Annotated in this window: 20 protein-coding genes and 3 pseudogenes; 6 read left to right on the top strand and 17 right to left on the bottom strand. The window is 40.3% G+C overall.

Annotated elements, in window-relative coordinates:
* Window positions 1-409: 409 nt before the first annotated feature.
* The 4 genes and pseudogenes from rbp to nrdJ (AC5JL8_RS27195) all read right to left on the bottom strand — a co-directional run.
* Window positions 410-697: an RNA-binding regulator gene (rbp, locus tag AC5JL8_RS27210; RefSeq protein WP_495882802.1), complete on the bottom strand. Its 288-nt coding sequence runs from the start codon at window positions 695-697 to the stop codon at window positions 410-412.
* Window positions 698-1,218: 521 nt separating this feature from the next.
* Window positions 1,219-1,437 (bottom strand): ssl0294 family protein, encoded by a 219-nt coding sequence (locus AC5JL8_RS27205; protein ID WP_495882801.1) that lies wholly within the window; start codon window positions 1,435-1,437, stop codon window positions 1,219-1,221.
* A gap of 432 nt (window positions 1,438-1,869) precedes the next feature.
* Window positions 1,870-2,943, bottom strand: a pseudogene (gene nrdJ, locus AC5JL8_RS27200) (ribonucleoside-triphosphate reductase, adenosylcobalamin-dependent); the annotation flags it as partial.
* A gap of 314 nt (window positions 2,944-3,257) precedes the next feature.
* Window positions 3,258-4,514 (bottom strand): annotated as a pseudogene (nrdJ, locus tag AC5JL8_RS27195) (ribonucleoside-triphosphate reductase, adenosylcobalamin-dependent); the annotation flags it as partial.
* Between the two features lie 129 nt (window positions 4,515-4,643).
* Between nrdJ (AC5JL8_RS27195) and AC5JL8_RS27190 the strand changes: the two are divergent.
* Window positions 4,644-5,231: an Npun_F5749 family FMN-dependent PPOX-type flavoprotein gene (locus AC5JL8_RS27190; protein WP_495882800.1), complete on the top strand. Its 588-nt coding sequence runs from the start codon at window positions 4,644-4,646 to the stop codon at window positions 5,229-5,231.
* A gap of 180 nt (window positions 5,232-5,411) precedes the next feature.
* Here AC5JL8_RS27190 and cysE read toward each other — a convergent pair whose 3' ends face one another.
* The 3 genes from cysE to AC5JL8_RS27175 form a co-directional block, all read right to left on the bottom strand.
* Complete coding sequence (gene cysE / locus AC5JL8_RS27185; RefSeq protein ID WP_495882799.1) at window positions 5,412-6,176, bottom strand: serine O-acetyltransferase; 765 nt, start codon at window positions 6,174-6,176, stop codon at window positions 5,412-5,414.
* Between the two features lie 117 nt (window positions 6,177-6,293).
* A complete protein-coding gene (locus AC5JL8_RS27180) occupies window positions 6,294-6,785 on the bottom strand; it encodes a hypothetical protein (RefSeq protein ID WP_495882798.1) in 492 nt (163 codons plus the stop codon).
* 271 nt (window positions 6,786-7,056) lie between these two features.
* Complete coding sequence (locus AC5JL8_RS27175; protein ID WP_495882797.1) at window positions 7,057-8,712, bottom strand: DUF3352 domain-containing protein; 1,656 nt, start codon at window positions 8,710-8,712, stop codon at window positions 7,057-7,059.
* 237 nt (window positions 8,713-8,949) lie between these two features.
* On the opposite strand from AC5JL8_RS27175, the gene AC5JL8_RS27170 reads away from it, so the two are divergent.
* From AC5JL8_RS27170 to AC5JL8_RS27155, 4 genes are all read left to right on the top strand, one after another.
* The gene (locus AC5JL8_RS27170; RefSeq protein WP_495882796.1) at window positions 8,950-9,309 is read left to right on the top strand and encodes a rhodanese-like domain-containing protein; all 360 of its coding nucleotides are present in this window, start codon (window positions 8,950-8,952) and stop codon (window positions 9,307-9,309) included.
* 485 nt (window positions 9,310-9,794) lie between these two features.
* Window positions 9,795-10,871: a heat-inducible transcriptional repressor HrcA gene (gene hrcA / locus AC5JL8_RS27165; protein ID WP_495882795.1), complete on the top strand. Its 1,077-nt coding sequence runs from the start codon at window positions 9,795-9,797 to the stop codon at window positions 10,869-10,871.
* Between the two features lie 12 nt (window positions 10,872-10,883).
* Window positions 10,884-11,561 carry a DUF2834 domain-containing protein gene (locus AC5JL8_RS27160; protein ID WP_495882794.1) on the top strand — a complete coding sequence of 226 codons (678 nt, stop codon included), beginning with the start codon at window positions 10,884-10,886 and terminating at the stop codon, window positions 11,559-11,561.
* A 19-nt stretch (window positions 11,562-11,580) separates the two neighbouring features.
* On the top strand, window positions 11,581-12,225 hold the full coding sequence (locus tag AC5JL8_RS27155) for a hypothetical protein (RefSeq protein WP_495882793.1): 645 nt from the start codon (window positions 11,581-11,583) through the stop codon (window positions 12,223-12,225).
* A gap of 72 nt (window positions 12,226-12,297) precedes the next feature.
* Here AC5JL8_RS27155 and crtW read toward each other — a convergent pair whose 3' ends face one another.
* On the bottom strand, window positions 12,298-13,065 hold the full coding sequence (gene crtW, locus AC5JL8_RS27150; protein ID WP_495882792.1) for a beta-carotene ketolase CrtW: 768 nt from the start codon (window positions 13,063-13,065) through the stop codon (window positions 12,298-12,300).
* Window positions 13,066-13,368: 303 nt separating this feature from the next.
* Window positions 13,369-13,572 carry a high light inducible protein gene (locus AC5JL8_RS27145; RefSeq protein WP_495882791.1) on the bottom strand — a complete coding sequence of 68 codons (204 nt, stop codon included), beginning with the start codon at window positions 13,570-13,572 and terminating at the stop codon, window positions 13,369-13,371.
* Between the two features lie 305 nt (window positions 13,573-13,877).
* On the opposite strand from AC5JL8_RS27145, the gene AC5JL8_RS27140 reads away from it, so the two are divergent.
* Window positions 13,878-14,696: an SDR family NAD(P)-dependent oxidoreductase gene (locus AC5JL8_RS27140; RefSeq protein WP_495882790.1), complete on the top strand. Its 819-nt coding sequence runs from the start codon at window positions 13,878-13,880 to the stop codon at window positions 14,694-14,696.
* Between the two features lie 16 nt (window positions 14,697-14,712).
* Here the strand turns inward: AC5JL8_RS27140 and AC5JL8_RS27135 are convergent, their stop codons facing one another.
* The 8 genes and pseudogenes from AC5JL8_RS27135 to AC5JL8_RS27100 form a co-directional block, all read right to left on the bottom strand.
* Window positions 14,713-15,162, bottom strand: coding sequence for an SRPBCC family protein (locus tag AC5JL8_RS27135; RefSeq protein ID WP_495882789.1), 450 nt, complete (start codon window positions 15,160-15,162; stop codon window positions 14,713-14,715).
* A 17-nt stretch (window positions 15,163-15,179) separates the two neighbouring features.
* Entirely contained in the window at window positions 15,180-15,368 is a 189-nt protein-coding gene (locus tag AC5JL8_RS27130; RefSeq protein ID WP_495882788.1) for a CPXCG motif-containing cysteine-rich protein, read from the bottom strand.
* Between the two features lie 11 nt (window positions 15,369-15,379).
* Window positions 15,380-17,026, bottom strand: coding sequence for a B12-binding domain-containing radical SAM protein (locus AC5JL8_RS27125; RefSeq protein ID WP_495882787.1), 1,647 nt, complete (start codon window positions 17,024-17,026; stop codon window positions 15,380-15,382).
* A 141-nt stretch (window positions 17,027-17,167) separates the two neighbouring features.
* Window positions 17,168-17,422 carry a SemiSWEET transporter gene (locus AC5JL8_RS27120; protein WP_495882786.1) on the bottom strand — a complete coding sequence of 85 codons (255 nt, stop codon included), beginning with the start codon at window positions 17,420-17,422 and terminating at the stop codon, window positions 17,168-17,170.
* Window positions 17,423-17,542: 120 nt separating this feature from the next.
* Window positions 17,543-17,884: a hypothetical protein gene (locus AC5JL8_RS27115; protein ID WP_495882785.1), complete on the bottom strand. Its 342-nt coding sequence runs from the start codon at window positions 17,882-17,884 to the stop codon at window positions 17,543-17,545.
* A gap of 191 nt (window positions 17,885-18,075) precedes the next feature.
* Complete coding sequence (locus AC5JL8_RS27110) at window positions 18,076-18,417, bottom strand: hypothetical protein (protein WP_495882784.1); 342 nt, start codon at window positions 18,415-18,417, stop codon at window positions 18,076-18,078.
* Between the two features lie 127 nt (window positions 18,418-18,544).
* On the bottom strand, window positions 18,545-19,633 hold the full coding sequence (aroC, locus tag AC5JL8_RS27105) for a chorismate synthase (protein ID WP_495882783.1): 1,089 nt from the start codon (window positions 19,631-19,633) through the stop codon (window positions 18,545-18,547).
* 142 nt (window positions 19,634-19,775) lie between these two features.
* Window positions 19,776-19,881, bottom strand: a pseudogene (locus AC5JL8_RS27100) (photosystem II protein D1); the annotation flags it as partial.

Here is a 19,881-nt window from a genome sequence, read left to right as displayed (position 1 = left end):
GCCTCTATCTTAGAAAGGTAATTTGATAAGTTAGATGTGATTTTAGATAAACTAAAGAAATGAATATCTTGTGGCTTTCATACTTAGGGGAATTACTAAAGTGGAAAGCTATAGTAGAACAAACTATCAAACCTTTCTAGCAAACTAAATCTAGTTGTTACGCACTATTCCAACTTTCTCTAACTAGATTGGTTATTACCACAAACCCCAAAATTAGTTAAGCACATTAGTGCTATAGAGCATTAGCAGCGGGAAAAACCGACTAGTTGTGAATTTTATCTGCTGTTCACAACTGGTCGGATATAATGCTGTTAATTTATTTGATTGTGAATTGTTTCTAGTAAATTTGACGTACTTATATATCTTGCGTAACTAGAAAACAATTTGTTATACTTGATTCTCTGAGTTATTAAATTTCTTGTTTTCTACCCCAGCTACCTGGTCGTGTGTTATCCTCCCGCGGTTTGGCTTTATTAACTCTGAGTTGACGTCCCATCCACTCTGCACCATCTAATTCTGCGATCGCGGCGTCTTCTTGGGCATCTTCAGTCATATCAACAAATGCAAAGCCCCGTAGCCTACCTGTTTCGCGATCAGTAGGCAAGACTACTCTTTTGACTTCGCCATAATCTGTAAATACTGCTCTTAGATCCGCTTCGGTAGCGCGGTAGGAGAGATTTCCAACGTAAATAGTCATGGGGATTACGTAAGTTGCAACAAACAGCGATTAGTTCAGCTATGTCACAGATTTAAACAAATTGCACAAAAGCATAGTTTTCTCTGATTCATAGATGGCGAATGTTGTAGCTCAACAAAGATAATTTTGCTATTGCCCACAACTAAATATGCCATGTGGCCGAACTTACTCATACGCTCATATGATAACTGATCGTGATCTTTTTCAAAGTATGATATTTGACAAACTCCCATATCATAAAATTAGTAACTCTTATAGATTAGATATTTATAAGTTTTTTGTTTTATAGTTTACATTTTTGTTTAAGTATAAATTCTTGATATTCTTTTTGTTTAAGTTATAAAAATAGAGCAGGGATTTCTACTTATATTAGTTCATGCAAGCGCTTTAATATCTGCGATCGCGGTATGCTCACACCATTAGACTGCGGATGATTGTCTGGTATTGTTGACAAAAGCAGTTAAAGGCCTGCCGATAATTAGCAGACCTTTAATTTACTAAAAATCTAAATTGGCTGACAATTATTCAATTGTGATCGACTGGGGGCCAGTAGATTTACCATTATTTACCTCAGTTGTAATGGTGGTGTAACTGGTCGATCTGGTCTGCTGATCCAGCCAGCTTCTAACGGGATCGTCCGCAAGGTTGAGTCGAAACACACCGGAGAAGAACCCACCAAGAAATGAAACTGGGTGTTGAGTTAATTCTTTGAATATTGGGGACAATTCATCAATGAACATTAAGATTCTCCTGGCACTGCCATAGCAAATTATTACTTATTAATTAATCGTAACGTGGAAAGTCAGATCGGGTTGATAGTAACAAAAAATACAAATAAATTTTTGAGGTTATGATTTTGCAGAAGCGACCTCTTCAAGAATGCTGTATCATCAAGGCTAATCACCGCTAATATATTCATAACAAAAAACGTTGCCAATAATTAAATTTTATAGTCACACTATAGGCGTTATTAAGCTAAAATTGCCTATACAATATTGTGATATAGAGAATTTTTATCATATAAAATTCGTTAGTAATCTAAGTATTGGCTCCTGCTTCTTCTAACTTTTAATTAATATAAAAAGCAGTGGTTAAATTACACGTCAAACCACTGCTTTTTATTGTAATAAATAGATAAATTGTGCCTATCTCAAGTAGATAGCCATTTTGCCTTATGAGGTTGGTTGTTGTTCAGGAAACATACATTTATCAGAATCGCACCCAGATGGGCCAGCCTCTGATAGTTCACCTAAATCGTAGCGACTGAGGACTGCACAAAAATCATCTGTTTTACGACGTGCTATCACCTCTTTAGTCAAACGCTCATAGGTGAGTTTGTCGATAGGTTCAAAGGGCAAACGTGGGAATGATTGCAAATCGTCAAAACGAGCTAAAAGAGCCGCTGAAATATATCCATCATCATTTTGGATGGCTTCGTAAATTTGGTGGCCTAAAGGCTCAACTTCATCAGAACGTAGCTCTAAAGTAGCTGAGGTGTTATGGGTTACGTAATGGCGCTGAACTTGGAGGACAAAATCGAATTGAGCTAATACAGAAAACTTAGAAACATCAATTTGATCAGCCCCTGGCAAATCAGCCCAAGGTACGGCAACAGGGATTTCAACTAGCCATTCGTTAACTCGTGGATCGAAGGGATCATTTAACAAATTACCGTGTTCATCTTTATCAGATTGAGAAGGAATGACATTGTAGCCATAATCAATACAAGCTAAGGCTACTGGGTCATTTTTGCGGAAGGTAATTCGACGAATAAATCTTTGGGATTTGGGAGGATGCCATCCAGAACTCGCACCAGTTAATAATGCCTTAGTACCACTAGGTTGAACTGTAGTACAGCGGTTAGGACGTTTAAGATTATGGCGATCGCAGTAATCCCAAACAACCCGATGTACAATATCCTTCCAGAAACTCAGGTATTTCTCTTCTTGGCGCTTAAATGCCAATCCTTGTTCGGTAGCGGGTCTTCCTGCTTCCCACCAGCGCAACCAATCAACGCCAAAAGCGTGAACAAAGAAATCAAATAAGCCTGTGAAAGAAACGCCAACAATTGGATCTAATTCTCGGCTGTATTGGTAGCGAGGTTCTAAAAATTTATGATTTAAAAGTGCTGCTACAGAAAGCGCCCCAGCCGTGAAAGCTTCTTCTTGTTCTTTATAGTTATGTGGGTCAAGTTGATTGAGGTGAACTTCTGACAAATTACAGTGGAAGTTGCTACCAATAATTTCCATTTTTGTTACCCTAGAGGCTTTTTATCCTCTAGTTCTACGAGTTCCTAATTCCTCGTAGATCCGACTATATTTTCTACTAAAGTTTCAAACTAATATTAGTAGCCGGAGACTCGTGGAGCCGTTCTCAAGAACGGGGGTAAAACCCAGATTATATTCTTCTTACACTTCTAAATTAATTTAATTGGAATTGTAAAAAGTTTCACTCTCTAGTCTGTACAGTGTCAAAGGTAATTTAATTCCTTTGATTACCTCGGTATTCCCAATCGCAGGGTTCACCGAATTTCCCCGGTGTTTAACGTGAGGCAAAATTACTTACCACACGGGTTGAGGCCAAACCTAGCTAAACGATGTTCTAGCTCATCAGCTTTTAAATTAGGATAGCGTTCTTGCAACCAATCTTTTGCTGTTCCTTGTTCGTAAGCCTTTAGAAAATCAACTTTCAATGCCGGTGTTGGTAGCAAATCAATGTTAGCTCTAGCTACTGCTTCACCAGCCCATTGAATTGCGCCTTCACCGCTGTAATATTGTTTGCGAACAGCATCAATAGATTCTTCTAATGTCGGCTTGCGATGAAAAACTCTCGTATGGTTTGCCATCCGTAAAGCATCACGTTCTGGATCAATTCGCCAGTTACCTTCTGCATCTTGTTGCCATAAATTGTCTTTGGCAGTAGCGCCTAGTTGATCGTCAGATCTAAATTGACGCATCCCCGCGCTTCTTCTGATATTACCTGCAACAATTGTTACAGCAGCTTGATCGATTAATAGGCAGCATTCAACGGAATTTAATTGCCGTCCTAAAGCTTTATTGAGGATAGATGCACAACGCTCGTACAATCCAGGCAATTTAACCGGATTAGCAACTCCTCCAAAACCGTTAAGAGTTTCTCCGGCTTGGCGGACATCACTAATATCAACAAATACTTGAACTTCTCCAGAAAACTGCTCGTCTGTAGAGAGTTCTAACAGGGTTTGATAAGATTTCACCCAACCTTCGCGGCTATCTCCAACGTGAATATTGACTTGATTACCCTGTATAGAGGTTTCCGTATACTCACAACGCTGTTCTTTAGGAGTATTACCAATTTCGCCCTGCACTGTTACATTTAAGCGATTACGGATCGGGGGCAGCTGGTTAATATATCTTGGTTCTATGATGGCTCCAGTACCACAGCCCATCATTGCCAAATCCATCATCAACCCAAAGGCTTTCCAGTCTTGTAGGTTGGTAGAAGTGCAATTGTAAGCCCCAGAGTAGTTTTTGGGCTTGGCTATCCAATCTGTACCACCAACCCATAACCAACGTCCACTGGGCAACGATTTCATGTTGCGTTGCATCTTGTCTAGAATTGCGGCTTCTTCACGGGTGAGTTTCCCCAGTTCAATTAAGCCTTGGAGGGTGCGATCGCATACCTCATCCCATGTTTCCCTCAAACCTGCCGGACTGCGGCGGCTGTAAGTTCTAAAAAATACAGGATTAGCTGCGGGGGCAGTGTCTGGAAACTTTGCACTCTGACGTTTTCTTTCAAGCTCTCGAACCATAAATCTAGTCTTGTTGCTTGCTGACAGATTACGACTATAGACCAAGTAGATTTAGGATGAAAGATTGTCAAATGACACAACTTGCGCTTGCTTTACAACAGTACAAAGTGTAACTTCAATCCATAATGTATAATATTGTTTGCTTTTTGTTGCATCATGTCTCTTGCTCCTTGGCGAAGTGCGATCGCCCGTGCCTTGCATCAAAATCGCAGTCTTGTTTATGCTCGTTATCTACAACTGGCAACGGTACAGGCAAATGGTCGCCCTGCTAATCGTACTGTGGTCTTTCGTGGCTTTTTGGAAGATACCAACCAGCTAAAGTTTATTACTGATATTCGTAGTGAAAAAGCCCACCAGATCAAACAGCATCCTTGGGCAGAAGTTTGCTGGTATTTTCCCAATACACGAGAGCAGTTCAGAATTAATGGCTGCTTGAGCTTGCTAAGTGAGGATGATTCTCAAATAGAGTTAGAGCAAGTACGCATCACTACTTGGCAAGATTTGAGTGATGCAGCGCGATTACAATTTGCTTGGCCGCACCCTGGTAAACCTAGAACCGAACAGGAACAAGCAGCCTTTGAGCCACCACCACCAAATCCATCTCAGCCACTGCCAAATTTTTGCTTACTACTCCTCGACCCTGTACAGGTAGATCATTTAGAATTACGCGGTCAACCACAAAATCGCTGGTTGTACAGCCGCGACGACCAGCAAGGGTGGTCTAGTCAAGAAATCAATCCTTGAGGGGACTGGGGATAAGGGGTAATGGGGATTGGGGAAACAGAAGAAATAACTAATGATTCTCGACTTTTAACTTTTATAGCAGTTGCTATTTAGCTTAGGGACATCAAGAGGCTTTCAAGCCTATTCCCTGTTCCCTGTTCCCTGTCTCCACGAATGAATTTATTTTTGTCCAATTACTTATTAAATGCCAGCACCATCTAGAAACTGCTGAATGGCTTTATCTCTGAGGTTACACCAGGAAGCGTCATGTGCTGGTTCATCTTCTTGGGCATTTAGATTACCTGCGAAAACAGGAGTTTTGTCCGCAGAAAGATTGCGCTGAAGAGTTTGTATTTGTTCTTCTAGCGATTCAATCCGGTCTACTAAAGCACGAATCACTTCGGCTTCTGAATCTGGTAAGTTATTGTGTTCTAGGGGAGCAACCCGGACACCAGAACGATAGATGATGCGGCCAGGTACGCCTACAACTGTGCAATTAGAAGGAACATCCCTCAGAACAACCGACCCAGCACCAATACGGACATTATTACCTATTTGGATATTGCCTAGTACCTTTGCACCAGCACCGACTACGACATTTTCGCCCACCGTCGGATGGCGCTTACCAATTTCTTTACCTGTACCCCCAAGGGTGACACCTTGATAAATTAAGGCATAGTCTCCCACGATCGCTGTTTCCCCAATGACTACGCCCATACCGTGGTCAATAAATACGCCTTGTCCAATAGCTGCGCCTGGATGGATTTCAATTCCCGTCAAAAACCGAGCTATATGAGACATCAAGCGAGGGATAAAAGGAATACCAATAATATGTAACCAGTGAGCCAGCCGATGGAATAGCAAGGCTTGCAAACCGGGGTAACAAAACAACACTTCCAGCCAGTTACGGGCAGCTGGATCACGTTCAAAAATGATATGAAAGTCGGTACGCAGTGTAGATAGCACGAGATAGTACCCTCGGAAAGCAAAACGAGCTACTCTCCCATATTATCCTTCTGAGTGTTATCCCTAACAAATAGAGATTGAGTAATAGCAAAAATTGTCTCCAGTCCGCAGCCTCTTTTATGGCTGCTGCACTTTCAGAGTGTAATTTTGCTTGACCCCAGGCTGAAATGTACCTACCCAAATTCGATAGGTTCCCCTTTTAAAGTTGGAGTCGTCAATGCTTGCGTCTTTACTCTTACCAGTATCATCACCACAGCGAATTGTCGTTTCGTCTGGCCCTTGAATTAGTAAAGTGGTATCGATCCCGCCACTGTTAACGAGTAGTTTCAGACGAGTAAAGTCTTTTTCCAAAGTCAGGATGTGATCTGGTTTGGGATCAGCAAAGCCAATACAGGCTTTTTTATTGTGATCGCGGTTGCTAATCGCAGATAAGGAATAAGAACCGCCTGTGTAACCTTCAACTATTGCTTTTGCTGAATCAAAACCTGCTGAAAGATTGAGTGTGCCAAAGTTTGCTGTCTGTGCTATCACAGGTTGAGCCATAATGGTAGTAACTATAGCTAAAAGCCAGCCACTTTGAGACTTAAACCAGGGGCGACAACACTTCATAGCAGCCTCTAACAAGCAATTTTATTAGTAACTATATATACATATTGTAGTAAAATAACCGTGAATTTTCCGAATGTGTGACACATTGAAATGCGCCACAATCAAGCATTTGCACAGCAGCATTGGGGATTGGGCATTGGATAAAGAAGACAAGGAGCATGGGGGATGGGGGGACAAGAAGCAAGAGTTAATCATGGTTCTTTCCCCTTGTCCCCTTGTCTCTCCTGCTCCCTGCTTTTTCTCCTTTGTCCCCTCTGCTGAGATTGCACTATTAACGGAGTTTTAAGAAAATACCTCCCTTGAGCAATTCCGCATCGCTGCTGTAACTGCTAACTGTGAGCGATCGCAGATTGTTGAAAAAAGGCTTACCCACTACTTCCGCTAATTTGAGAATTGGTAGCTGACGTTCTAAAAGCTTCTGGCTCTTTGTCCAATCGAGATATATATAGCCTTGGTTGGGTCGGGGGATAACAGCGATACTATCTTGAAAATTACGATTGTTAATTAAAGAATTATCTTTAACTGCCAGAACTTCAGCCATTGTCTCTAAATCTGAAGTGAAAATTTCGTAATTTCCTAGAGTTGTATGTACTCCTTGAATTTTCGTCTCTACTGTGTATGCTGGCCGTTTGGTATCAATTTGTTTGCTAGCAGCAATTAACTCTGTCCAAGCAGAGATTTTTTGTTGATCTAAGTTGAAGGAGCTAATATTAAGCCCTTTGGCAGAGGCGATCGCATCTAAATGAGAAATACCTTCTGATACACTCTGAGTTTTTTCGACTACAAACACCCAATTACCAGTTGTTTGCTGATGGGGCAATAATGCTATGGCATATTCTCCTTGTACCCAGCTAAAAACATCTTCTGGCAAGTTTATACCCCAGCGTTTTTGAATCTCCGTCAATGGTTTCCCAAATCGAGAAATCGCATCTTCTCCAGAACTATATATAGTTGCTGTTGCTTGTTTCCACAGTTTGGCTAAATCAGTGTCACCCAAATTGCTCAAATTAGCACCAGAAATTGCCAAACCTGCTGACGCTGGAACATATTGCAATGCTCCTACAGGTTTAGATAGTAATGGAGATGAGGATGAGGCAACAGTTGCCGAAGAACTCAAAAAGCTAGTTTCTGCCGCTAAGCCTTTGGGGTTCAACAATAGAGAAATAATTTCGCTGTCATAGGTTGGTTCTTGCAGTTCTAAACCTTGCCATTTTGCTACGGTGGGAAGATTCAAAAAAGCTACAGCTAAACCACCTTTGGGTAATTGTTGGGTAGCTTTCTGATATTGGAGAGAACTGCTTAAATTTAGATCGGGAGCCTGGACATTATTAATACCTTCTCGCAGAACTTTGGGATCGTTAGCAAACAATACAAAGCGTTCCCCAACAGATGCACCGGCAAGCAAATCCTGCTTTGGTGGAGGATTGTCATAAAGCAGCTTGACACCTTTGTATTCTTCAGTGGCTAAGTTTGCTCCAGCTAACACCCGCTTAGAAAATAACAACTCTAAAAACTCGCGGCTTTTCTCCGGTTTTGTAGTTGCTAGCGCCATCAGATACCCTGGTTGCTGTCCGTTTTCTGGATCGCGATCAATATCGAAGGTCGTAACAGCTAGTGTAATTTCGTTCCCTAGCCAAGGTTGAATATCTTGTTGATAATCGATGTTACTCTTAGCCAATACACTGGCTTTGAGCTTAGACAATTCTCCTTCCTTGTCTAATGCCTGCAATTGGTCTGGATTCACCAGCAAAGATAATGTAATAGGAGCTTGTTTGGAAACGAATATCGCCGCACTAGGCCCAGAGGTAGAAGTTGTGAGGTTAACTGGACTTTTAGCAAAAAACCAATAAAAGCCAGCAGTAACAACCACTAGAACTGCAATGATACCAGCTACTAGAAAACCAAAAAATGAGCTTTGCCTGTTCACATTAGACCTACTAAACACGATGGTTCATGCTACTTTTTTGTTGCCACGGGAGCATAAAAACGATCCCTCTAGAGGCTGAAGATAAAATACTTAGGGCAGCTAGAGACCCTTTGATCAAGTGGCATTTCGTTTTGATACCTTACCTTGATTAAAGCTGAGTAATTAGGAATGGATGCTCATGCTAGGGTCAGAATATTCTGTCAACATAAATAATATAGGATTGTTAACAAAAACCTCATGACAGGGAAATCTTTTAGTCAACCCATTGCTCAAATTAGTGTGGAGGAATTGGCACAACGTCTATCTGCCGAAGATTCCAGTATTCAGTTAGTAGATGTACGCGAACCACAAGAACTAGCGATCGCTAGCATTGATGGCTTTGTCAACTTCCCTTTGAGCGAATTTGCCGAATGGGGCGATCAAGTGCCCACTCTCTTAAATCCCCATGCCGAAACCCTGGTGCTATGTCATCATGGCATTCGCTCTGCCCAGATGTGTCAGTGGTTACTTGCTCAAGGATTTACAAATGTTAAGAACATTGTCGGCGGTATTGATGCCTACTCCATGTTAGTTGACTCTTCGATTCCCCAGTATTAGCTAGCCTTTCATCGTTTTGAACTAGACACTAATTAGCTGGTACTTTTCCTGCCAGCTAGGTTTTCTGCCTCGTAATTACAAGCCATACATCAGTATTCAAGACTAGATTCAAGACTAGGAAATTTTCAAAATCACAGTAAATTTTCAGATGCTTTCTCAGTACTAATGTATTTAAATATAGCGATAACTAGTAGCTGAAAATACAGTTTTACACTATAAATTGTGTAAAAATACCTATAAAAAGCTAGAATTTCGGATTTTATCCCAGTAGATTTTCTAGTAGCAGTCAAGCTGTAAGAGACCACAGCTTCACAAGCTGCCGCTATGAAACTTTACTACGACTCATTATTATAGAATTAAATAATTAGCCATTTTAATTTACAAATGGCTATATTAATTTACCATTAATATTTTTTTAAAATTCCCTAAAAACCCTGAATTTTTTCAAACTTTAATTAAAATTTGCCTTCAGTAGAAAATATCCTATGCAAGTCCAGTTGACAAATCGACAACAGCATATACTTTGGGCAACGGTACGCCACTATATTGCTACAGCAGAGCCTGTCGGTTCAAAAGCTTTGATTGAAGAGTACGACCTGGGTGTTAGTTCAGCCACAATTCGCAATGTAATGGGTGTTTTAGAAAAATCTGGGTTACTTTACCAACCACACACATCTGCTGGACGAGTACCTTCCGATTCTGGTTATCGTATTTATGTTGACCAGTTAATTACACCTTCTGAAGCTTTAGCAAAACAGGTAGAGTTAGCGTTGCAAAAGCGCCTCCACTGGGAAGATTGGAGTTTGGAAGCTTTACTACAAGGAGCAGCGCAAATTTTAGCAACCTTGAGTGGGTGTATCAGCTTGATTACCATGCCGCAAACCAATACAGCAACGTTGCGACATTTGCAATTAGTGCAGATTGAAGCAGGACGGATCATGCTGATTGTAGTCACGGATGGTTACGAAACTCATTCTAGATTGATGGATTTATCGCCTGCGCGAGAACAAACACAACTTGATCCAGAAGTCATCGATCGCGAGTTGCAGATTGTTTCTAACTTTTTAAATACCCACTTGCGGGGAAAAAGTCTGTTAGAATTAGCCACCCTTGACTGGAGTGAATTAGATCAAGAGTTTCAACGTTATGGCGAATTCTTGAAAAATTCGGTTGCAGAATTAACTCGTCGGACTTTAGCCCCAACTGCAACACAAATTATGGTTCGGGGAGTTGCAGAAGTTTTGCGTCAGCCAGAATTTTCTCAATTACAGCAAGTACAAACGATTATCCATCTGTTGGAAGAAGAACAAGACCAACTATGGCGATTAATCTTTGAAGAGCCGGAGGTTGAAGATTTGGGCAAGCCACGGGTAACGGTTCGCATTGGAGCAGAAAACCCCTTAGAACCAATACGTACCTGCACCTTAATTACTTCTACTTATCGCCGAGGTGCAATACCTGTGGGGAGTGTGGGAGTTTTAGGGCCAACACGCCTAGATTATGAAAATGCGATCGCTGTTGTGGCTGCGGCTGCTGAATACCTCTCGGAAGCCTTCAGTTAATCAGTTGAAAAGATGGTGAGAAAAATTGGCTTTGGGTTGCTGTGGCTGGGAGTAATTGCTTATGCTTTTGTTCTGGCTCCTCCCAATCGCCCTGATACATTTGAGTTAATTAAAAACCTTTCTACTGGTGAGTGGCAAGGCATTAACCCATTAGTCATCGCACTATTCAACATCATGGGTATTTGGCCCGTAATTTATAGTGCAGTGGTATTAATTGATGGCAGAGGGCAAAAAATACCCGCTTGGCTATTTGCGACCGCCTCGTTTGCAGTGGGGGCGTTTGCTCTTTTGCCTTACTTAGCTTTAAGGAAGCCAAATCCAGGGTTTAGCGGCAAAAAGAATATCTTACTTAAGTTGTTCGATTCCCGCGTGACTGGAGTACTGTTGAGCATAGCCACAGCTATTTTAGTTGTCTACGGCTTACAAGGAGATGGGGGAGATTTCTTTCATCAATGGCAAACTAGCCGCTTCATTCATGTAATGAGTTTGGATTTTTGCTTACTTTGCTTATTATTTCCAGCATTGCTAGGAGATGATATGGCGCGGCGTGGTTGGAATAATCCTCAGTTGTTCTGGTTAATAGCTTTGATACCGCTATTCGGCCCATTAATCTATTTGTCGATACGTCCACCTTTACCAGAAGTAAGTGTAGAGACAATACCTGGTAAGCAACAACCAGCACCAAACTAAGTAATATTAAGCTTCAACAATGAATAGAAAACTTGCTTTGTGGTTATTATGGGGTGGATTTATAGCCTATATTTTGCTGCTTGCTCCACCGCTACACCTAGAGGAAACGTTAACTTTACTAAAAAATATACTGACTCTGCAATGGACTGCTATTAATCCTATTATCCTGTCTTTATTCTCCCTGGTTGGCATCTGGCTACTGATTTACAGCGGTGTTTTATTTATTGATGGCAGAATGCAATCGATTCCCTTTTGGCCTTTTGCCTTAGCATCTGTGGGTTCAGGGGTGTTAGGACTCTTGCCATATTTGGCTTTTCGAGAACCGAATCAAGAGTTTTCTGGACAGAAGGATGCGTTTTTGAATCTGCTAGATTCTCGCTTTTTTGGCATTGTGCTGAGTTTTAGCACGCTTGTCTTGCTTGTCTATGGTTTTACCTTAGGTGATTGGGGAGATTTTGTGCAGCAATTTCTAAGCGATCGCTTTATTAATGGCATGAGTTTGGCATTTTGCCTTTTCTGTCTTTTATTTCCCACAGTTCTTGGTGATGATATGGCCCGTCGGCGCTGGAATAATTCCCAAGTGTTTTGGGCAGTAGCTTTTGTCCCGCTAATTGGCCCACTTGCTTATCTTTGCTTACGTCCCTCATTACAGTCAAACAACTAAGAAAAATAGGTAATGAGAAGAAATGTCCAATCACTATCACTAATTACCTAAATAACTTAAACAAAAAATAATTTAGGATTGAAGCATTTTGTAAATTTTTGGTAGCTGCCACCAAGGAACATGAGGATATTCATGATGTTCTTCATGATAGCCAAAATGATAGCAAGTAATAAATGACCACCAAATTGGACGTTTAATAGTTTGGGCATTATGAGGTTGAATATAACCCCCTACTGGCTCGCTATGGGGTAGAAAAGTTCCAAAATAAAATAATTGTAAGGAACTTAAAAGCGAGGGTATTGCCCAAAAATAATTTAGTTTATCTGTAGATATATGGAATATATGCTCCGCTACGTTATAGATAATTGTTAAAGCAATAACTTGACCCCAACTCCAGTAACTTTTCATAAAATGAAAATACCAAGCAAAGAAATTTTTGTGTTCTCCATTATGAAAATCTGGGTCTATTTGAGTTGCTGGCTTATGGTGGTGTAACCAATGTTTTTTCAATAGTTTTTGATAAGGTAAAAGACCATAAAGACTTAAGCAAAAAGACCCAATAAAATGATTGATTTTAAGATTTTTGGGAAACACTACACCGTGCATGGCATCATGAGACGTAATAAACAATCCTGTGTATAGGAACGTTTGCCAAAGTACGATTAGCAATAATATTAAAAAATTGAATTGGGAGATATCAAGGGAAAATAATAAACCCATGCTAATCGTCCATACACTGATAATGGCGATAGAAATAAAAAGTCCCTTGTATAAAGGTTTACTTTTTGAAATTTGGGTCAGTTGTATCGGATAGTTAGCTGTTTGTTCTAACTGGATCACACTTTTACTCCGTGTAGTATTCAATTGAAAATTTCCCATATATAGTCATGGCAAAGAGCACCAACCATCAAAAAATCTTTAGTGATTAGCGTTTTGCACTAAACAGTGCCAAAGACTAAAAATGTGTATAAATGTTAAGATACTTTAACTATTATTACACATCCAACCATATACAAAACTGTTTTCGCTTCAAAGGTTGGGTAATAGCAGTGAGGACACGGCTGAGTCTGGTCTTTGCAACAACCAATGTCCTCGACTTAAGGTTTTACCAACAGTCCTAACTGCTATAAAGATGGTCAATTGCTAACGGGGGGTATTGGAAACGAGGTGAAGTACGTCCCGCACTACGCTGTAGCCGTTGAGATCCCAAAGTAGATAAGCTAGAAAACCGATCATTGCCAAGCGCCCGTTCCAAAGTTCCGTCTGAGGAGTAATCCCTGGTTCAGCGGCATTACGATCTTTGCCATTGTATGCGGTTTCAGTTGCATCACTAGGATAACGTTCCATTGTTAATTTTCCTAAAGTATTTAATTACATATTTCATGGTACTTGCCCACTCATTTAGTGCTATCTGTCTGTAGTTCTAAAGTGCAAGCAAGTCTAAAGGATGAGATTATAAGAATTTTCAATAACCAGTTTTATACCAAAAATTAGCCTATTGAGTAGAGGTTTTTTTGGATAATTAATACTGGCAAACATATCAGCAAATTAATATTCTAAATACAATAAAAAATCTAACAAAAGTGAGAAGGTTTCTTATCTGTTATTAACCAGACTAATAGATAGTAAATAACGCTTTTCAAATTTAGAGTATGGCTCCTACAGTTCTGATTACAGGTTCTTCGCAAGGTATTGGTAAAGCAACAGCTCTTTTGTTTGCCCAAAAAGGATATGACCTAATACTAACAGCACGTCAGGCTGACCAATTGCAAACCGTAGCACAAGAGTTACAAAATTTAGGTCATTCAGCGCCATTGATTGTTACTTGCGATGTCAAAGACCCATCTCAGGTAAAGACACTCGTAGAAAAAGCTTTAGAGTATTATGGCTATATTGACGTGCTGGTAAATAATGCAGGTATTTATGCATCTGGGCCAATCGAGCAGTTTTCTCTCAGCGATTGGCATCAAGTAATAGACACGAATTTATGGGGATATATTCATACAATTGATGCCCTTCTGCCTCATTTCTTGCAACGGAGAAGCGGAACTATCGTTAACGTAAGTTCTATCGGTGGCAAAGTGCCTACTGCTTATTTAGTTCCCTACTGTACGAGTAAATTTGGTGTAACCGGATTGACGGAATCACTACAAGCAGAATTAAAACCAAAAAATATTCATGTGTGTGGAATTTACCCGAATTTGATCAGAAGTAGTTTTATGGATAAGGCAGTTTTTCGGGGTAAAGATGAGGAAGACTTAAAAAATCGTCGTGAACAACTCGACAATGTTTTAAAAGCTCCTGTAGTAGAAAAGCCTGAAGATGTAGCAAATGCTATATGGGATGCAGTCAAGAATCAAAAGTTGGAGGTAATGGTTGGTTCTGCAAATATTTCACAGGCGTTTTATCGACTGTTTCCCGGTTTAATTAAGTGGGTTTCGCGGCAAACGTTGAAGAATCAAGATAAGTGAATTAATTAGCACTTTGCTATTGTGATTCGCACTCGCGCTTCGTTACATAATGACGGTAGCGAAACGTAGCTTCTAGTTGTGCTTGTACTAACCAACCACTAATAAATTCAAATGCGTTTCCACCAGGCATGGCAAAGGAAATAGCATCAGTCAATCTGGTGTTGCCATTTTCTGGTTCTAATTCATGCCTATGTATCCAAGTCTCAAAAGGCCCGGATATTTGTTCATCAGTAAATAGGCGATATTTTTCACACTGAGTGTGCCGCGCTAACCAAGTTAAGGGTAATGGCCCAAGAGACAGGCGAAATTCTGTGATAGCACCCACCTCTAAGCCTCCCTCTCGACGCATCACTTTAACAGGTTGCCAAGGTGGAGTCAGCATTTGCAATATATCTGGTCTTTCGTGGAATTTCCAAACTACTTCTGGTGGTGCATTAATTACAGATGAATGTTTAAAGTGCAGCATGGAAAGAAAAACCTAAATCATTCTTCGTACTCGCTATCAATTTCGACATCTAGGGTGTCTTCATCAACCCGCACATATAAGATATTTGGGTTACAGCAAACTTGACAATCTTCTACATAAGATTGCTGTCCCCCAGCACTCAAATCAATAAAGGTTAAATTTGGTTCACCGCAATAAGCGCAGTAATACTCTGATGTTGTTTGCATTAATTTGTCAGCTATGAATTTAATGGCTGAAGTTCTTTTGGGGATGAGTCAAAATAACTTCTGGCTTCAGCCAAGTGTTTCAGTAGTGTAGACTGTGGTAGAGGACCTTGCAAGTGATTCCAGGGTAATATTTGCTCTGTTGACCAGTCAGCATGAACGTAGAAATCTAAGTCAGGAATTTTACCTTTGAGTTGTTTAAAAGCACGTTTGTAGCTGCCTAAGGAATCGCCAAAGTTACGAGTAAGTTCGAGCAGTTGGGAGAGTCGGCGATCGCCTCTTGATAACAAAGCTTGTATTATTGACCAATTATAGCTTTCTGGGCGAAATTCTATCCCTTGAGGTTTTAGCTGTTTTTGTAACATCTGCAACCGCTTTTCGGCTTGGTGATTCACACCCAACCACTGAAAAGGTGTATGTGATTTGGGTACAAAGGTGCTGCATCCTAGCGTTAGCCGCAATCCGGGAGCAGCTTTTTTAACACTACGCATCATCGCCACAGTTTGCTCTAAATCCTCTGGTTCCTCACCAGGAATTCCTACCATTCCGTAGAGTTTCAAACTTGACAAGCCACCAGCTTTAGCATTTACAGCAGCTTGAATAATTTCATCATTCTTGAGTTTTTTATTGATGATTTGGCGTACTTTTTCCGAACCACTTTCTACAGCAATGGTAAGCGATCGCGTGTCTCGTTTCGCCAAAGTTTCTGCAAGCTGCACTGTTACTGTATTAGTTCGTACTGAGGCAATGCTTAAACGAACATCATCATACTTAGGCTGACTGATATAATCTAGCAGCGTCTCAAATTCTGGATGTTGAGTTACCGAAGCACCCAATAATCCCAGCCGCTTTGTAACTTGCAAACCTCTTTCAATGGCTGGAATTAATGAACCTTCAAGACTCGCTGTTCTAAATGGTAATGTGAGATAACTCGCCAGACAGAAGCGGCACATTTCTGGACAACTTCTTACCACTTCCACCATGTAAATATTTTCCCATGCTGCCTTTTCTGTAACGACAGTTGAGGTTGATAAAATATTTCCCCGGTAAGTCTGCTTTTGCACTATTGGCGGAATTGCTGCGGAGATTGGTTTAATCGATTTTACAGCACCATCTATTGTGTGATATTCCACTTCATACAAACTGGGAACATACACCCCCGGTACTTGTGCAAGGAATTCAAGTTGAGTTTTTCTAGAAGCATTCCTAACTTCTTTATATGCCTCAATAAAATGTCCTAGCAGATTTTCTCCATCTCCTAGTAAAATTACATCAAAAAAATCTGCAAAAGGTTCAGGGTTAGCCGTAAGAACAGGCCCACCACCAAAAATTAACGGATGATTATCATTACGGGAAGTTGCCCGAATCGGAATTTCCAAAGATTCCAGCAAATTTAAGATATTTACGTAATCTAGTTCCCACGAAATAGAAAATCCCACAATTTCCGGCTTTCTTGGGAGTTGTTCGTGAGTATCGGTAAATAGACGACTCACCTGCACATCATCACGCATTGCCAAACTTGCCCAAACTACCTGATAGCCAAGGCTAGTAATACCGACGCTGTATTCATTGGGAAAGGCAAAAATTACTGGGATAGCGTCGGTGTTGGGGGTGTTGGGGGTGAATAAAAGACGTTCAGCGGCAAATACAGAAGATGTCACAGTTTTTTTGGGGATGTTTGTCAAAAAGCTGGCGAATAAAACTCTACACAAGCAAAGTCGCCTGCGCGGGAATTGAAAGCTGTGAAGGCAGGTTTAATTTGTGTAGCTTCAGACTGCTAGTCTGAAGGGCACGCAACAGGGTTATCTATATTTAATTTTAAGCGATAGAATTATCAGGTTAAAAAACAATGTCACACCATTAGCAAGAATAATCGGCAAAGCTTTGAGATAAATGCCATAGATTAACCATAAAAACAACCCGCTCATGAATGTAATCAGCATGACGTAAGAAACATCTTTTGCTGACTTTGTTCGCCAGGTTTGAAACATTTGTGGTAAGAAGGCGATCGTGGTTAGTGTGGCAGCAGCTAATCCTAGAATTGTAATAAAATCCATTGTACGTAAATTTTTACGGTAACTTTTAATATAAAGTCAGAGTTAAGCTTAAATTACATATACTCAGTATTAGCATATTTATTAAAAAATTCATAAATATGCTAAATTTTTAGCCTGCCCTTATCTTTTATTCTTTTTGAGATAATTCCTAGCCCAAGAATAGCGCTGTGAATCTTTTTTTAGTAGATACTCTATAACTTCTCGACGCTTGTTTTCATCCTTAGTATTTTTTACTACTCGCATGATTTCGTAATCCATATCTCTAGGATTAGCTCCACGTTTAATTGCTTCTTGAAACCAATATTCACCATCTAAGTATTGATGCCGTTCAAAACAAATAGCTCCCATTAAAGTGTATGGATGATGGCTTTTTGGCTGATACTCAATAGCTTGGCGAGCGCAATTTTCTGCCTTATCTAATTCTTCTATATCTCTAAAGGCTCCACCTCTGGTGGTTAGCAACGCTGACTTTAGTTTATTTTCTTTAATTGTTTCTAGTTCTAGATTATTCGTTAGTTGTAATGCTTGTTTTGGTTTATCTGCTTCTTACATTTTAGTTGAGTAAATATTTTTACTTCTTGAATAATTGTATTTGTTTCATATAAGCCATTTGCTCTCAGCCATTGAACTTCTGAATCAGTGATTTTAATTCCTCATTCAAGTTTTAAAATAATGTAATATAACTTACTATCTACCCAGGAAATATTATGTTTTTTAGCTTTATATTTAGACTTTAATTGAGAAAATTCAATTTCTAGATTCAACAATTCTTGTGTTCTATTGTTTTTTTCTTTGCCAATAATTTCCAAGGTTGCAACAAGTCCAGATTCAAGCAAAAATTCTGACTCTAATTCATTAAGCTCAATGTTTAAATCAGCTTTTCGCAAAATTAAATATAGTGGACTAGAGGGTGATGAATCGTTATTTTTAATGGCTTGGTACTTGGATTTTAAAGCAGTAAAGTGTTTTAAACGATTTTGAAACTCTTTGTCCATGTTAGTAGATACCGCAATAACACCACTTAGATTGTGCCATCTGATACTATAGAGGCAATTACTAAAAATAGGGATGGCACAAACACCAACCCCATTAGTAAAATTACTTTCAAAAATTGCGTATTATCTACAACACCTGACATTGCCCATGATGCCGTAACACATGGTCACACAATACTAAAGCCACCATCGCTTCAACCATTGGGACTGCACGCGGTAATACACAAGGATCATGTCGTCCTTTCGCTGCTAATACAGTTTCTTCACCCTCATTGGTAACAGTCTTTTGTTCTTTTCTAATTGTTGCTGTTGGCTTGAACGCGACTCGCAAAATAATATTTTCCCCGTTAGAAATTCCTCCTTGAATTCCACCAGAACGGTTGGTGACGGTGCGAATTTCACCTTGATCATCGATATAAAATTCGTCGTTATGCTCAATTCCTGTTAACAGCGTCCCCGCAAAACCCGAACCAATTTCAAAACCTTTGCTTGCAGGGAGAGACATCACACCTTTAGCAATATCTGCTTCTAATTTATCAAATACTGGTTCGCCCAAACCTTTCGGCACATTCCGGGCTACACATTCTACCACACCGCCGATAGAATCGCCTTGTCTACCGATTTGCTCAATTAATTCAATCATGCGATTGGCAGCCTCGGCATCGGGACAGCGCACGATGTTGCTTTCAACTTGTTCTAAAGTGACAGTATTAGGATCAACTACGCCTTCTAATTCTTTGATGCGCTTGACGTAGCCAATAATTTTAACATTGGCAAATTGATGAAGAATTTTTTTGGCGATCGCACCTGCTGCTACTCGTCCAATTGTCTCACGGGCTGATGATCTACCCCCACCTTGCCAATTGCGAATACCATATTTGGCATCATAAGTTGCGTCGGCGTGAGAAGGGCGATACTTCTGCGCCATCTCGTCATAATCTTGAGGACGAGTATCTTTGTTCCGCACCACAATAGCTATCGGTGTCCCTAAAGTTTTACCTTCAAACACCCCAGATAATATCTCGCAAGTGTCAGCTTCTTTACGAGGCGTTGTAATCTTACTTTGTCCTGGACGCCTTCTATCTAGTTCTACTTGAATTTCTTCTGCTGAAATTTCTAGTCGCGGAGGACAACCATCAATCACAACTCCCACACCACCGCCGTGGGATTCACCAAAAGTAGTAACGCGAAATAGATGCCCAAAAGTGTTACCCATGATGTTAAGAAAAAAGACCAGGCTTATGTATTCTACCTATGTTCTGACAAAAGTTAATTTTTGTTCTGGTGATAGTAATAGTTCAAATAAAAAGCGCTCTCCCGATTGGAAGAACGCTTAGGATGCAAACTAAAACTCAGTATTAACCGTTGATAGCAGGAGCGGTCAGAGCAACGGGGGTAACTTCACCAGAAGCCAAATCTAGAGGGAAGTTGTGAGCATTACGCTCGTGCATAACTTCCATACCC

This window comes from Mojavia sp. (assembly GCF_059505145.1).
The sequence above is the reverse complement of the archived record's forward strand: the minus strand, read 5'-3'. Positions and strand labels throughout refer to the sequence as shown.

Bases quoted from the DNA above. Each gene is read 5' to 3' on its own strand.
- rbp (WP_495882802.1), bottom strand. From the start codon at position 697: ATGACTATTTACGTTGGAAATCTCTCCTACCGCGCTACCGAAGCGGAT.
- AC5JL8_RS27205 (WP_495882801.1), bottom strand. From the start codon at position 1,437: ATGTTCATTGATGAATTGTCCCCAATATTCAAAGAATTAACTCAACAC.
- AC5JL8_RS27190 (WP_495882800.1), top strand. From the start codon at position 4,644: ATGTCTCTTGCTCCTTGGCGAAGTGCGATCGCCCGTGCCTTGCATCAA.
- AC5JL8_RS27180 (WP_495882798.1), bottom strand. From the start codon at position 6,785: ATGAAGTGTTGTCGCCCCTGGTTTAAGTCTCAAAGTGGCTGGCTTTTA.
- AC5JL8_RS27170 (WP_495882796.1), top strand. From the start codon at position 8,950: ATGACAGGGAAATCTTTTAGTCAACCCATTGCTCAAATTAGTGTGGAG.
- hrcA (WP_495882795.1), top strand. From the start codon at position 9,795: ATGCAAGTCCAGTTGACAAATCGACAACAGCATATACTTTGGGCAACG.
- AC5JL8_RS27160 (WP_495882794.1), top strand. From the start codon at position 10,884: ATGGTGAGAAAAATTGGCTTTGGGTTGCTGTGGCTGGGAGTAATTGCT.
- AC5JL8_RS27155 (WP_495882793.1), top strand. From the start codon at position 11,581: ATGAATAGAAAACTTGCTTTGTGGTTATTATGGGGTGGATTTATAGCC.
- AC5JL8_RS27145 (WP_495882791.1), bottom strand. From the start codon at position 13,572: ATGGAACGTTATCCTAGTGATGCAACTGAAACCGCATACAATGGCAAA.
- AC5JL8_RS27140 (WP_495882790.1), top strand. From the start codon at position 13,878: ATGGCTCCTACAGTTCTGATTACAGGTTCTTCGCAAGGTATTGGTAAA.
- AC5JL8_RS27135 (WP_495882789.1), bottom strand. From the start codon at position 15,162: ATGCTGCACTTTAAACATTCATCTGTAATTAATGCACCACCAGAAGTA.
- AC5JL8_RS27130 (WP_495882788.1), bottom strand. From the start codon at position 15,368: ATGCAAACAACATCAGAGTATTACTGCGCTTATTGCGGTGAACCAAAT.
- AC5JL8_RS27120 (WP_495882786.1), bottom strand. From the start codon at position 17,422: ATGGATTTTATTACAATTCTAGGATTAGCTGCTGCCACACTAACCACG.
- AC5JL8_RS27110 (WP_495882784.1), bottom strand. From the start codon at position 18,417: ATGGACAAAGAGTTTCAAAATCGTTTAAAACACTTTACTGCTTTAAAA.
- aroC (WP_495882783.1), bottom strand. From the start codon at position 19,633: ATGGGTAACACTTTTGGGCATCTATTTCGCGTTACTACTTTTGGTGAA.